The sequence below is a fragment of the Rhodococcus sp. IEGM 1409 genome (assembly GCF_030056735.1).
Classification (GTDB): Bacteria; Actinomycetota; Actinomycetes; order Mycobacteriales; family Mycobacteriaceae; genus Rhodococcus_F.
Window position 1 is genome coordinate 281,088 of sequence record NZ_JASHKN010000002.1, and the last position, 12,315, is coordinate 293,402.

The 12,315-nt window shown below is 63.3% G+C and carries 13 protein-coding genes; 11 read left to right on the top strand and 2 right to left on the bottom strand.

Annotated features, from left to right (window positions below):
- The first annotated feature begins 72 nt into the window (after nt 1-72).
- The 4 genes from QM716_RS07270 to QM716_RS07285 all read left to right on the top strand — a co-directional run bounded on the left by QM716_RS07270 (nt 73) and on the right by QM716_RS07285 (nt 3,356).
- On the top strand, nt 73-648 hold the full coding sequence (locus QM716_RS07270) for an HdeD family acid-resistance protein (protein ID WP_230812521.1): 576 nt from the start codon (nt 73-75) through the stop codon (nt 646-648).
- Between the two features lie 74 nt (nt 649-722).
- On the top strand, nt 723-1,289 hold the full coding sequence (locus tag QM716_RS07275) for a PH domain-containing protein (RefSeq protein WP_283303544.1): 567 nt from the start codon (nt 723-725) through the stop codon (nt 1,287-1,289).
- A 37-nt stretch (nt 1,290-1,326) separates the two neighbouring features.
- Nucleotides 1,327-2,007, top strand: a complete 681-nt coding sequence (locus QM716_RS07280; RefSeq protein ID WP_003940916.1) for a response regulator transcription factor — start codon at nt 1,327-1,329, stop codon at nt 2,005-2,007.
- A gap of 26 nt (nt 2,008-2,033) precedes the next feature.
- Nucleotides 2,034-3,356 (top strand): sensor histidine kinase, encoded by a 1,323-nt coding sequence (locus QM716_RS07285; RefSeq protein ID WP_283303545.1) that lies wholly within the window; start codon nt 2,034-2,036, stop codon nt 3,354-3,356.
- A 26-nt stretch (nt 3,357-3,382) separates the two neighbouring features.
- On the opposite strand, the gene QM716_RS07290 is transcribed toward QM716_RS07285, so the two are convergent.
- Complete coding sequence (locus QM716_RS07290; RefSeq protein WP_283303546.1) at nt 3,383-3,982, bottom strand: GtrA family protein; 600 nt, start codon at nt 3,980-3,982, stop codon at nt 3,383-3,385.
- 122 nt (nt 3,983-4,104) lie between these two features.
- Here QM716_RS07290 and QM716_RS07295 point away from each other — a divergent pair, with 122 nt between their 5' ends.
- The 7 genes from QM716_RS07295 (at nt 4,105) to QM716_RS07325 (ending at nt 11,590) form a co-directional block, all read left to right on the top strand.
- The gene (locus QM716_RS07295) at nt 4,105-5,373 is read left to right on the top strand and encodes a 5-(carboxyamino)imidazole ribonucleotide synthase (protein WP_502941973.1); all 1,269 of its coding nucleotides are present in this window, start codon (nt 4,105-4,107) and stop codon (nt 5,371-5,373) included.
- Nucleotides 5,357-5,869, top strand: coding sequence for a 5-(carboxyamino)imidazole ribonucleotide mutase (gene purE, locus QM716_RS07300; RefSeq protein WP_283303547.1), 513 nt, complete (start codon nt 5,357-5,359; stop codon nt 5,867-5,869). The genes QM716_RS07295 and purE overlap by 17 nt, the downstream gene beginning before the upstream one ends.
- Before the next feature lie 7 nt (nt 5,870-5,876).
- Nucleotides 5,877-6,272, top strand: coding sequence for a hypothetical protein (locus tag QM716_RS07305; RefSeq protein WP_283303548.1), 396 nt, complete (start codon nt 5,877-5,879; stop codon nt 6,270-6,272).
- 21 nt (nt 6,273-6,293) lie between these two features.
- The gene (locus QM716_RS07310) at nt 6,294-7,481 is read left to right on the top strand and encodes a sensor histidine kinase (protein ID WP_283303549.1); all 1,188 of its coding nucleotides are present in this window, start codon (nt 6,294-6,296) and stop codon (nt 7,479-7,481) included.
- 36 nt (nt 7,482-7,517) lie between these two features.
- Nucleotides 7,518-8,210, top strand: coding sequence for a response regulator (locus QM716_RS07315; RefSeq protein ID WP_283303550.1), 693 nt, complete (start codon nt 7,518-7,520; stop codon nt 8,208-8,210).
- A 135-nt stretch (nt 8,211-8,345) separates the two neighbouring features.
- On the top strand, nt 8,346-9,143 hold the full coding sequence (locus tag QM716_RS07320) for an ABC transporter ATP-binding protein (RefSeq protein ID WP_283303551.1): 798 nt from the start codon (nt 8,346-8,348) through the stop codon (nt 9,141-9,143).
- Nucleotides 9,140-11,590: an ABC transporter permease gene (locus QM716_RS07325; protein ID WP_283303552.1), complete on the top strand. Its 2,451-nt coding sequence runs from the start codon at nt 9,140-9,142 to the stop codon at nt 11,588-11,590. The genes QM716_RS07320 and QM716_RS07325 overlap by 4 nt, the downstream gene beginning before the upstream one ends.
- A 3-nt stretch (nt 11,591-11,593) precedes the next feature.
- Here the strand turns inward: QM716_RS07325 and QM716_RS07330 are convergent, their stop codons facing one another.
- The gene (locus QM716_RS07330; RefSeq protein WP_283303553.1) at nt 11,594-12,307 is read right to left on the bottom strand and encodes a TIGR03089 family protein; all 714 of its coding nucleotides are present in this window, start codon (nt 12,305-12,307) and stop codon (nt 11,594-11,596) included.
- Nucleotides 12,308-12,315: the final 8 nt, after the last annotated feature.

The following is a 12,315-nucleotide window of genomic DNA, read 5'->3' on the forward strand; positions in this document are numbered from 1 at the left end:
ACCTGTTTCGAACCAACCGTCCGTCCTTCATTTCACGCGACTGCGGGATTTACTTAGCTGCCTAGGGGCGTCATGACCACACCGATCGTTGTTCCGACCGAAGCCGAGACGGCCGAGAGCGCCCGCCGCGTACTCACCGGTGTGACGGTGCTGCTCGGTGTCCTCACATTGGGCCTGGGTATCGCGGTACTCGCGTGGCCGGATGCCACCCTGTTCGTGGTGGCGGTTGTCATTGCGATTCAGCTGTTCGGATTCGGACTCGTCCAGATCATCCGTTCGTTCGCGGACGTGACGGCTACGGGTGGAACCCGGACGTTGGTCGCGATCTCCGGAGCGTTGGCAGTGCTCCTCGGATTCCTCGTTCTCCGAAGCCCTTTGCAGACCGTGGTCCTGATCGCATTGGTGATCGGTGCGTGGTGGGTGTTCCGCGGCGTGCTCGACCTGGTCGATGCGGCGTCCGGCCACACGGTCGATCGCGGGCTGTCGATAGTGCTCGGAGTCATCAGCATCGTTGCCGGCGCAATCGTCCTGTTGCAGCCGGAACTTTCGCTCGACGTCTTCCGCATCGTGGTCGGTGTGTGGATGGTGCTGTACGGCATCATCATCGTCGTGACCCCGCTGGTGCTGCGAAAGATCGCGCAGCCCTGAGCGTTCGCCTGAAAGTCGGTGTGCCTGAACGTCGGTGTGCCTGAAAGTCGGTGCGGGATGGCAGACTTCCCGTCATGGGATATCCCGAAGACGCCCTCGCTCAGGACGAGGAACTGATACTGCATCGCCATCCTCATTGGAAGATGTTGGTGCTACCGGCGCTGACGTTCGTGCTTGCCACGGCCGTCGCCGGGTTCTTGTTGGGCCTCGCTCAGACGAGATTGGACGGCACGGCTCGGGCCGTGTCGTCCATCGCCGTCGGAATCGTCTGGCTCGCCGTCGTGGCGTGGCGATCGATTGCTCCGTTCACGGTCTGGAAGTTCACGCATTTCATCGTCACCGATCGACGTGTACTCATCCGCCACGGAGTGCTCACGCACACCGGTATCGACATTCCCATGGGGCGGATCAGCAATGTTCAGTTCCGCCACGGCCTGATCGATCGAATGCTCAAGACCGGAACTCTGGTCATCGCTTCTGCCAGTGACGATCCGCTCGAGTTCGACGACATTCCGGATGTCGAGCACGTTCACGCCCTGCTGTATCACCAGGTTTTCGATTCCACGCAGCAGCCGCCGCCGCAGCCACCACAGCGGCCGTTAGGTGAAAACGACGACCCGAACGATCGAAATGGCTGGTAATCAACGTGCAAAGGCGTGTTGTCCGTAGTCTGTTCGTGTGACTGCCGTATTGCTAGCCGAAGACGACGAGGCCATTGCTGCACCCCTCTCCCGCGCATTGGGGCGTGAAGGGTATTCGGTGACGGTCGAGCCGACCGGACCCGCTGCGTTGCAGCAGGCGCTCGAAGGTGATTTCGATCTGTTGATTCTCGATCTCGGCCTTCCCGGTATGGACGGCCTCGAGGTCTGTCGACAGATTCGTGCGCATCGCACCTCGCTCGCCGTGCTGATGCTGACCGCCAGGACCGACGAAGTCGATTTTGTGGTCGGCCTGGACGCGGGCGCCGACGACTACGTCAGTAAGCCGTTTCGTCTCGCCGAGTTGATGGCACGTGTGCGAGCACTCTTGCGTCGCCACGGTGGCCGAGAGGACACGATCGTCGAGGTCGGTGGCATCAGGCTCGAGCCGGCGGCGCGTCGCGTACTCGTCAACGGCTCCGAAATCGCCTTGGCCAACAAGGAATACGAACTTCTGCGAGTCCTCCTCGAGCATGCCGGGGAAGTAGTCTCGCGCGATACGATCCTTCGCGAGGTGTGGGGCGACGTCGAGTTACGTGGATCGAAGACGCTCGACATGCACATGTCGTGGCTGCGCCGAAAGATCGGTGACGAAGGCCCGGCCGTGGAACGCAGAATCGCCACCGTCCGCGGTGTCGGTTTCCGAATCAACACCGACTAGCTTCTCGAGAATCAGGAACTGCCGGCATGCGGCGTCGCATATTGCAGTCGATTCTCGCTGTCGTGATCATGACGGCGTTGCTGCTGGGGGTTCCGCTGATCTACACGGCGTGGCTCTGGGTTGAAGACGTGACGCGGAGTGATCTCCGGGTGCGACTCGATCGGATGGCCGCCGAGGTCATTGCGCAAGAAGGCACGAACGGACTCGTCGAAGGTGCGTTGAACACCGATTCGCTCAAGGTCCTCACTCCCAACGACGGCCGGCTCGTCGTCGTGTATCCGACTGCCGTCGACGGCGCCGCGCGTGTCGACGTCGGCGAGGCGACGGTCAAGAACGCACTCGTCGAATCGCTAGCGATGGGCACTTCCGGCTCGTTGCGCCTCGAAGTCCCGTCGGAGAACCTGCGCACCCAGCAGAAGCAGGCGGTGATGGCGGTCGGCGTGCTCGTGCTTTTGTCCATCACGGCAGGCACCGTGGTCGCCGTGGTCACTGCGCGGCGGCTTGCCGATCCGCTGCAGGACGTGGCAGACAGGGCGGCACGCCTCGCCGAAGGTGACTTCCGTCCAGATCCTCGTCGGCACGACATCCCCGAACTCGACCGCGTTTCCGACGTCCTCGACGCGGCAACTGTGGAGATCTCCGTGCGGCTGCAACGAGAGCGCGCGCTGGTTGCGGACGTTTCGCATCAACTGCGCAGTCGACTGACCGCTGTGCGGCTGCGTCTGGACGAATTGTCCGTTCACGAAGATCCTGACGTCGTGAACGAGGCAGAGGAAGCCATGGCTCAAGTCGACCGGCTCACCGACGGAATCGACGACCTGATTCGCTCGTCGCGTACCAGCGGGTCTTCGGCGAGTTTGGTGTCGGTGGTCGGCGAGCTGGAACAGGTGACCCGCGACTGGCAGGCTCAGTTCGACGGAGAGGGGCGCAGGCTCCGCCTACGAGGCGATCGCACGGTGATGGCCGCGACCACCGGTTCGCGTCTGCGTGAAGCTGTTTCCGTTCTGGTCGACAACTCGTTCGAACACGGTGAGGGAACGTGCACGGTGTCTGTTCGATTGATCGACGGTGCCGGGCGCAGTTCGTCTCGTCGTGACTCGATGGTGTGCGTCGAAGTCACCGACGAAGGCGCCGGAGTGGAGAACGATCTTGCACCCCATATCTTCGACAGAGGATTCTCGGGAGCCGGGTCCACCGGCGTCGGGTTGGCGCTCGCACGCGCTCTGATCGAAGCCGACGGAGGTCGATTGGAACTGCAGCGGCGTAAACCTGCCTTGTTTGCGGTCTTCCTGCCGGTGGCCAACACTGCCCCGCCCGCGGACGTCGTTCCGCACCGCGAACCGCGCTGACCGAAAGGCTCGCGCTGACGGAAAACTCAGGAGTGCCCGAGCTCCTCTTCGGCATCAGGAATTACCGGGTCGGGCGCGGTGGTTTCGGATAGCGCGGTGGTTTCGGACAGCGCGGTGGTGTCGGACAGTTCGAGCGGTTCCGGATTCGCGTCGGGAAACACGAACTTGCGGAAGGCCCAGAATCGGAACGCCATCTGCAGCAAGTTTCCGATGACGTACGCACTGATGAAGTCGGCAATGTTCTCCGTCGCCAAGCTCACTTCGGGTACGCGCAAGTTGAAGACGTAACTCGAGATGTACAGCGGGATGAAGCTGATGACGACACCGATGGCGCTGATGATGAAGAACAGCGCGGCTTCGTGCGCTGGTTCACGGCCACCACGGTTCTTGAACGACCACTCGCGATTGAGAATGTACGACGCGATCACCGCGACGACGCCGGCGATGATCTTGGCCGTGATCGGCTTGGATTCGAGGATCGACAGCTTGAGTGTGTAGAAGATGCCGGAGTCGATCAGGAAGGTCGTGCCGCCGACGATCGCGAATTTGATCAGCTCGCTGTGACGCAGAGCGATGTCACGAAACGGTTGGGGTATGCGGGCAATGACCCCGTCGACAAATGGCACAACAGATGAGTTTACGAAACGAAACCGCGTTACCACCAATTTGCCGCGGAATCATCAGCAGAATCACAGATTGGGAACGCTGAATGAACGGGCGAACGCGGCACATGACAACATAGAGAGCCGTGACCGGCAACAACGATCCCGTGCAATCACCCGCCCGCCTTACTCCGCCGCGGCCGGCGAAAGAGTCCATGCCCGTCGTCACCATGATCGGTGGCGGACAGTTGGCCAGGATGACTCACCAGGCGGCGGTGGCCCTGGGCCAGACGCTCCGAGTGCTCTCCGGGACCGCGGACGAACCGGCAGCTCAGGTCAGCCCCGACGTGGTGCTCGGCAGTCACACCGACCTCGATGCTCTCCGCCGCGCAGCGGTCGGTTCCAACGCACTGACGTTCGACCACGAGCACGTGCCGACCGAGCACCTCGAGGTTCTTGTCGCCGAAGGCGTGAACGTTCAGCCGCCGCCGCAGGCTCTGATCTTCGCTCAGGACAAACTGCTGATGCGTCGCAAACTTGCCGAACTGGGCGCACCCGTACCCGCGTACGCCGAAGTGACGTGGGCGGAAGACGTCGTTCGATTCGGCTCCGAACACGGTTGGCCGCTTGTCATCAAGGCAACACGCGGAGGCTACGACGGCCGCGGTGTCTGGATCACCGACGATCAGGACGAAGCAGAAGCCATAGTTACCGATCAGCTGAACAAGGGTGTTCCGCTGATCGTCGAGGAAATGGTCTCGATGCGTCGGGAGCTGTCCGCCATGGTCGCGCGGTCGCCGTTCGGACAGGGCGCTACGTGGCCGGTCGTGGAAACGGTTCAGCGCAACGGCCAATGCGCCGTCGTGATCGCACCTGCCCCCGAGCTTTCGAGTGCAGTTGCCGAGGAAGCCGAACAATTGGCGCTGCGAATCGCGTCGGAGCTCGGTGTGGTCGGCTCGATGGCCGTCGAACTCTTCGAGACGACCGACGGCACACTAGTGGTCAACGAGCTGGCGATGCGCCCGCACAACTCCGGCCACTGGACGATGGACGGCGCCCGCACTTCTCAGTTCGAACAGCACCTGCGCGCGGTTCTCGACTACCCGCTCGGAGATACGTCGCCGATCGCGCCGGTCACCGTGATGGCCAATGTTCTCGGTGCGCCGGAAGCACCCGAGATGACGATGGACGAGCGTGTCCATCACCTGTTCGCTCGGATGCCCGACGCGAAGATCCACCTGTACGGCAAGGGTGAGCGCAAGGATCGCAAGATCGGGCACGTCAACATCGTGGGCGGCGCCGGATCCATCGACGATCCGAATTACGTTGCCGCAGTTCGGGAGCGTGCCGAGCGTGCAGCACATTGGCTTTCGTACGCAGTTTGGACCGACGGATGGGATGTACACGGTGAGTGAGAGCGCGCAGGTCGGCCTGATCATGGGCAGCGATTCGGATTGGCCGACCATGGAAGCTGCAGCCGAAGCTCTTGCGGAGTTCGGTATCCGCTTCGAGGTCGGTGTCGTCTCGGCGCACCGCACGCCTCAGCGAATGCTCGACTACGCCAAGGAAGCCGCCGGCCGCGGAATCAAGGTCATCATCGCCGGTGCCGGTGGCGCCGCGCATCTTCCGGGCATGGTTGCCTCGGCCACGCCGTTGCCCGTCATCGGTGTTCCGGTGCCGCTCAAGTACCTCGACGGTATGGATTCGCTGCTCTCGATCGTCCAGATGCCGGCCGGCGTCCCGGTGGCGACAGTGTCGATCGGTGGCGCTCGCAACGCCGGTCTGCTGGCTGCTCGGATTCTCGGTGCTTCGGATCCCGCACTGCAGCAGCGGATGGTGGCGTTCCAGGAAAGCCTCGAATCGATGGTGCTCGACAAAGACAAGGCGCTCCGCGAGAAACTGCTGGGCTGATCTTCTCGTGCATGCCAGCTTTTTCAAGCATGTACGGCGCGGGCTGCCGCTGATCCGAGCGAGTCGGGGCAGCGCGCAGTCCGCGTTCGTCACTCGCGCCGCCCTGCTGTACGCCGGGATTCTCGGCGCGGACATCAGCTTCGACGACGAGTCCGGAATCTTTGTCGCTTCCGGACTGCGCGGCGGGTTCGCCAGAGGCGGAACAACTCTCGGTGGTGTATATCTCACCCGGCGAAACACGACTCGATCCGTCCTTCGTCACGAGGCCGTTCACGCAGACCAATGGGCCAGGTACGGAATCGCATTCGGGTTGTTGTACCTCCGTGAGGAGCTACGTCACCGCGGGCCGCGCAACCGATTCGAAATCGAGGCCGGGCTCGAAGACGGCGGTTACCGAACCTGAGTAAAAGCTACTGTTGGCGGCATGGCTCGTTTTCCGACTAGTGAGCGCTTCGTCCGTTGGAGCGCGGATCATGCTCGCGGTGTGGACATCTGCATCGCGACGGTTGCTGCACTGTTCAGCGTTGTCGTTGCGGTCGAGGCGAGTCCGCTTGCGGTGTTCATCTCGCTGGGCATGACCGTTCCGCTGGCATGGCGACGCTCACGGCCGGAACTCTCCGGCATGGTCATCGCGGCGTTCGCGGTCCTGCACGTGATCGTCATCGGCGATATGCTTCTCGCGTCCGCCGTCGTTGTTCCCATCTCCCTGTACGCACTGGCTGCCTACGGCGCACGGTGGAGTTCTCTCACGGGCCTGGTGCTTGCGTTATTCGGCTCGATTGCCGGGACTGTTCGATACTTCGGATACGACGGAATCCCAGTGTCTTCGCAGGTCATGCAATCCGTGGCCGTCATGATCTTCATGCTCGCGGTCTGGGCGTTCGGTGATTTGCGCCGAGTGCGCACCAAACAGTTGGAAGGGCTGACCGAGCGTGCTCGGCTGCTCGAACTCGAGCGTGCGCAGGAAGCGGAAATTGCGACGATCAGCGAACGGTCGAGGATTGCGCGCGAGATGCACGACATCGTCGCCCACTCGTTGACCGTTGTCATCGCCCAAGCCGACGGCGGACGCTACAGTGCGGCCAAGGATCCTCAGGCTGCAATTCAGGCACTCGAGACCATTGCCTCGACCGGGCGCCAGGCGTTGACCGACATGCGATCGCTTCTGTCGGTCCTGCGTGAGGACGCGCCACGCGATTTCTCGGTGATCCCGGGCGCTGGCGACATCGACAGTCTCTTTCACGAGTTGCGCAGCAGCGGACTCGATATCACTGTCAGTGTCAGCGGGGAACCGCGTGAACTCTCCGCCGGCGCGGGGTTGACGGCGTACCGCATCGTTCAGGAATCGCTGACGAATGTTCTCAAGCACGCAGGGCCGGGGGCGCAGGCGAGCGTCGAGATGACGTGGAGTGACACCGAACTCGTTCTCGGCATCACCGACGACGGACGAGGTGGCAGCGCCGCGCTGGTCGAATCGTCACCAGGCGGACAGGGACTGATCGGGATGGCCGAGCGCGCCAAACTGCACGGAGGCAAAGTCACCGCCGGACCGAAATCAGGCGGCGGATACAGCGTCCGGGCCGTCCTGCCATACGAACGATCATCCGGGTAATTCTGAAACGTCTGCCTAGGTCTTAAGGTGGGTGGCATGGAAGAACACGTGGCTCCGATCGCAGTAGCATTGATCGACGATCAACAGCTGGTCCGCGCGGGTTTCCGAATGGTCATCGACTCGCAGCCGGATCTGTCGGTGGTGGTCGAGGCATCGGACGGTCAGCAGGCGTTGACCGAGTTGGCCGCCCGTCATGTCGACGTTGTCCTGATGGATGTCCAGATGCCGAAGATGGACGGCATCGAGGCGACACGTCGGCTGCTGACCGACCCGAATGCGCCGAAGGTCGTGGTGCTCACCACCTTCGACAACGACGAGTACGTGATGTCGGCTATCAGGGCGGGCGCCAGCGGATTCCTGCTCAAGGACGTGCCACCGGAGCAGTTGCTCGACGCCATCCGCACTGTGCACCGCGGGGACGCGGTGATCGAAGCCCGGGCCACTCGGCGACTGCTACAGCACGTCGGACCGCTCCTGGAAGGCTCGGCGCCCGAATCGCAGTTGCCCGAAGAGTTGACACCGCGCGAGGTCGAGGTGCTCGAGGCCATGGCGTACGGGCTGTCGAATTCGGAGATCGCCGCAAAATTCCACGTCTCCGAGACGACAGTGAAAACCCATGTCGGACGGGTTCTTTCGAAGACTCATTCACGTGATCGTGTGCAGGCGGTCGTCTTCGCTTTCCAGATCGGACTTGTCCGGCGCGCAGATCTCCTCGGTACCGAGGGCTGACGAGCAGCCCTGTTCAGTCCTACCCCGGGATGACACCGGGCTTTCCAAGATCGCCCCGCGCTCCGACGCGGAGACCACTTGCGCTGCAATAACGTCGATTCCGTCATAGCGAGAAGCTTTACGGAGGGCAAAAGAATGCATGCGCACACCACGACGGAACCAGCCGAAGTGCCGGCGATCACTGCCCGCGGTGTCACCAAGGTGTACGGCACCGGCGAGACCACGGTGCACGCGCTCGGTGGAGTCGACGTGGACTTCGGGCGCGAGCGGTTCACTGCGATCATGGGCCCGTCCGGCTCCGGAAAGTCGACGCTCATGCACTGCCTTGCCGGACTCGACACGGTCTCGGGTGGGCAGGTTTTCCTGGGCGACACCGAGGTCACGAAACTCGGCGACACGGAACTCACCGAACTGCGACGCGAGCGAATCGGGTTCGTCTTCCAGGCGTTCAACCTGCTACCGGTGCTCACTGCTCGGGAGAACATGCTGCTGCCGATGAAGTTGGCGGGCAGTGAACCCTCGCTCGAGTGGATGGACGAGGTGATCGGCAAGCTGGGCCTGTCGCAGCGCCTCGATCACCTTCCGCACGAACTGTCGGGTGGCCAGCAGCAACGCGTAGCCGTCGCCCGCGCACTACTGCCGCAGCCCGACGTGATCTTTGCCGACGAGCCCACCGGCAACCTGGATTCCCGTTCCGGGACAGAGGTTCTGGGGCTCTTGCGCACCAGTGTCCGGGAGACCGGCCAGACCGTCGTCATGGTGACGCACGATCCGGTGGCGGCGTCGTATGCGGACCGCGTCGTGTTGATCGCAGACGGGCGCATCGCCGGAGAGATCGACGCTCCTACCGTCGACTCGGTGATCGGTGCCATGCGAGCCCTCGGTTCCGACGACCTGGCCGATGTTCCCGCAGCTTCGGGCGCACTGCGATGAAGGGACTGGCTTTTGCCCAGGCGCGGGCGCATGCCGGGCGCTATGTGGCGTCGATACTTGCCGTGGTGATCGCGGTCGGATACGTCGTCGCGACTTTGACATTGAGCTCGACGGTCGACGCGAGTGTGAGTAAATCACTTGCGTCGCAATATGAAACCACGGACGTTGTCGCCTCCGGTCCGGGCGTGACAGAAGCCGTGTTGAGCACAGTGCCAGGTGTCTCGGCGGTGGCCGACGACGTGTCGACGTATGTTCGTGTCGATTCCGAGGCGAAGGGTGCGTCCTACGGGGATGCGCTCTCGATCGCCGACAACCCTGAATTGCGTTGGGAGAAACTGTCGGAGGGTTCGCTTCCTGTCGGTCTCGGCCAGGTATTGGTGAGCGCGGACTCCGGTATACCGGTGGGTGCTCGAATCACTGTCACGGCACGGGATTCGACGGTGGGCGCCGCTGCACCCACTGCACAGGTGGTCGGACTGGTCGATCTCTCCGGTTCGGCGCAGCGCCTGGGCGGGATGAAAGTGTTCACCACTGTCGAGCAAGTGAGCGCGTGGGCCGGGGAGAGTGCCACACGTGAATTCCGCGTCGCCGGTGACGGCTCGCTCTCGCAGCAACAGCTCGTGGATTCGGTTGAGAGCGCGTTGCCCGCCGACTCCACGGTGCTGACCGGAGAAGAAGCTACCGACAACGCGGCAGCGGAGTACATGGGCGGCACCAAGATTCTCAGCACGGTGCTGCTCGCCTTCGGCGCGATCGCCGTTGTTGTTGCCGCGCTGGTGATCGCCAATACGTTTGCCGTGCTCCTCGCGGCGCGCACTCAGGAACTCGCACTGCTCCGATGCGTCGGCGCCACGGCCAAGCAGGTTCGCCGTAGCATTCGCAGCGAAGCCGCGGCGGTCGGTGTTATTGCCTCGGTGATCGGCGTGGGGCTCGGTATCGGACTCGCCTGGGCGATCGGTCGCGTAGCCACGGCTGCGGATGTGCCGGTTCCACTTTCGTCACTCAGCGTCACCCCGGTGGCCGTGCTGGTAGGCCTTGCAGTCGGCATCGTGATGACGATGCTCGCTGCATCTGCACCCGGTCGGGCGGCAACGAGGCTGTCCCCGTTGGCAGCACTGCAGCCGATGGAGTCCAAGCCCGAGAGCGTTCAGGTATCGGTGGTGCGCCGGGTTCTCGGCATAGTGATCCTGCTCGCGGGCATCGCGATGACCATCCTGGGAGTGACGAATCAGCAGGTGCTGGCGGCGACCGCCGGTGGGCTGTTCTCGTTCCTGGGGATTGCAGCCCTGTCCGGTCGAATCGTGCCTGCACTGATCAATGCGGCCGGCGGAGTGTTGGCGAGGGTGATCGGTCCCGTGGGAAGCCTGGCAGCAGGCAACGCCGGTCGGAATCCACGCCGGACCTCGGCGACAGCCACGGCACTGCTGATCGGAGTCGCCTTGACGAGCACGCTCGTCGTGGGAATCGCGACCGTCAAGGAAGCTGCACCCGCGGCGATGGACAGCCAATTCCCCGTCGACGTGATGGTGAGCAGTTCCGGTTCGGCGCCCCTTCCTGCCGGTTTGGGGACCGACATCGCCGCCGTCAACGGGGTCGGCGCAGTGAGCGGTCTGGAAAAAGCCGAGCTGACGATCGACGGGCGCGGCTCGTTGGCCGGATTCGGCGTCGACGCCGCTCAAGTGAAAGATGTTCTGCGTACCGAGATCTCGGTACCTGCTGCCGGTCAACTGGTGCTCTCTCCGGCCGATCTGAGCGGATACAACCTCTCGGCGGGCGATACGGCAACGGTGCGCGGGGATCGCGGCGCCGTGAACGTCAGCGTGATCGAAGGAGTGAAAGGTCAACCAGCACTGCTGGATCGAGGAGATCTCGGTGCAGCGGCCACCGCACCGACCACCGATTCGTACTGGGTCAGGTTGGGGACGGATACTGACGAACAGGCTTTGGCCACCACCGACCGCATCACCGAACTCGCGCGCCAGGAAGCTCCGGGCAGCGATGTTCAGGGAATGACCGAATTGCGTTCAGCCCTCGATTCGATCCTCGACACCATGCTCATGGTGGTTGCCGGGCTGCTGTCGGTGGCGGTGTTGATCGCCCTGATCGGCGTCGGAAACACCATGGCGCTGTCCGTTCTCGAACGGCGCCGCGAATCCGGACTGCTTCGCGCACTGGGACTGACCAAGAAGGGAATTCGAGCCATGTTGATCTGGGAAGCGCTGCTGGTGGCAGGAGTTGCATCGGTGATCGGAGTGCTGTTCGGGATGGTGTTCGGTGTAGCCGGTACCGCTTCGGCGTTCGGGATCGAGGACGTCGCCCTCAGCGCAGTCCCGTGGGTGCAGTTGGTAGCTATCGTGTTGATCGGCGGAATCTGCGGGGTGATCGCCTCACTGCTCCCCGCTCGGCGGGCGGGATTGGTCTCACCGGTGACAGCTCTCGCGAGCTAGCACTCAGAACTGCTTCGTGACCTTCTCGGTGCCCACTCGGCGCGCGGTAGCTTCCGCGTCCGGGTGGGCCACCTGCACGAGTGAGGCGCCTGCAGCGAGAACTGCCAGAAGTCCGTCGATCAAGTCGTCGGCCGTCTCCCACGTGCGGCTCGAGAGGACACGATCCGTCGATGCCAGTGCGGAGTTCTTCGCCGATTCCCGTGCCGCGTCGATCGTGTCCGCAACAGACCGGCCTTCCAGTGCCGAACCGGCTCCGGCGCTGCGGAATTGGTCGCCGTGGACGCGAATGGAGGTCGCGTAGTCGGCAACACCGAGCGGAAGATCGCTCAGGCCCTTGCCGAACGCGTCGAGTGAGAGTGCAGCGACTTCGGGTACGTCCGCAACATCGCCTAGGCGGTCGGCGGTGACAAAAGCGAGTTCGGCGTCAGCGTCGGGGGAGAGGATCACCTCGCCGCCTGCCCACCACACACCCAACAGCACAGCGACGCTCTGCCAGTGCGCGGGAAGCAGTACCGCAACCTTGCCGCCGGGCTCGAGGGCGAACTCGTCCCGAACCATGTTCGCTGTCTTTGCCGCCCAGTTGGCCAGAGTGCTCGCAGACAATTCGATACGCTCGCCGGTGGCGTCGTCGTAGTAGGTCACGCGAGGGCCGGCCGGGTCGGCAGCCAAGATCGGTCCGAGGAGGGCGTCGGTCAGGTTGTCTGCAGGCGAAGGCACGTAGTCAG

Coding starts and splice junctions, on each gene's coding strand:
- QM716_RS07270 (WP_230812521.1), top strand. CDS start 73: ATGACCACACCGATCGTTGTTCCGACCGAAGCCGAGACGGCCGAGAGC.
- QM716_RS07310 (WP_283303549.1), top strand. CDS start 6,294: ATGGCTCGTTTTCCGACTAGTGAGCGCTTCGTCCGTTGGAGCGCGGAT.
- QM716_RS07315 (WP_283303550.1), top strand. CDS start 7,518: ATGGAAGAACACGTGGCTCCGATCGCAGTAGCATTGATCGACGATCAA.
- QM716_RS07275 (WP_283303544.1), top strand. CDS start 723: ATGGGATATCCCGAAGACGCCCTCGCTCAGGACGAGGAACTGATACTG.
- QM716_RS07285 (WP_283303545.1), top strand. CDS start 2,034: ATGCGGCGTCGCATATTGCAGTCGATTCTCGCTGTCGTGATCATGACG.
- QM716_RS07325 (WP_283303552.1), top strand. CDS start 9,140: ATGAAGGGACTGGCTTTTGCCCAGGCGCGGGCGCATGCCGGGCGCTAT.
- QM716_RS07320 (WP_283303551.1), top strand. CDS start 8,346: ATGCATGCGCACACCACGACGGAACCAGCCGAAGTGCCGGCGATCACT.
- purE (WP_283303547.1), top strand. CDS start 5,357: ATGTACACGGTGAGTGAGAGCGCGCAGGTCGGCCTGATCATGGGCAGC.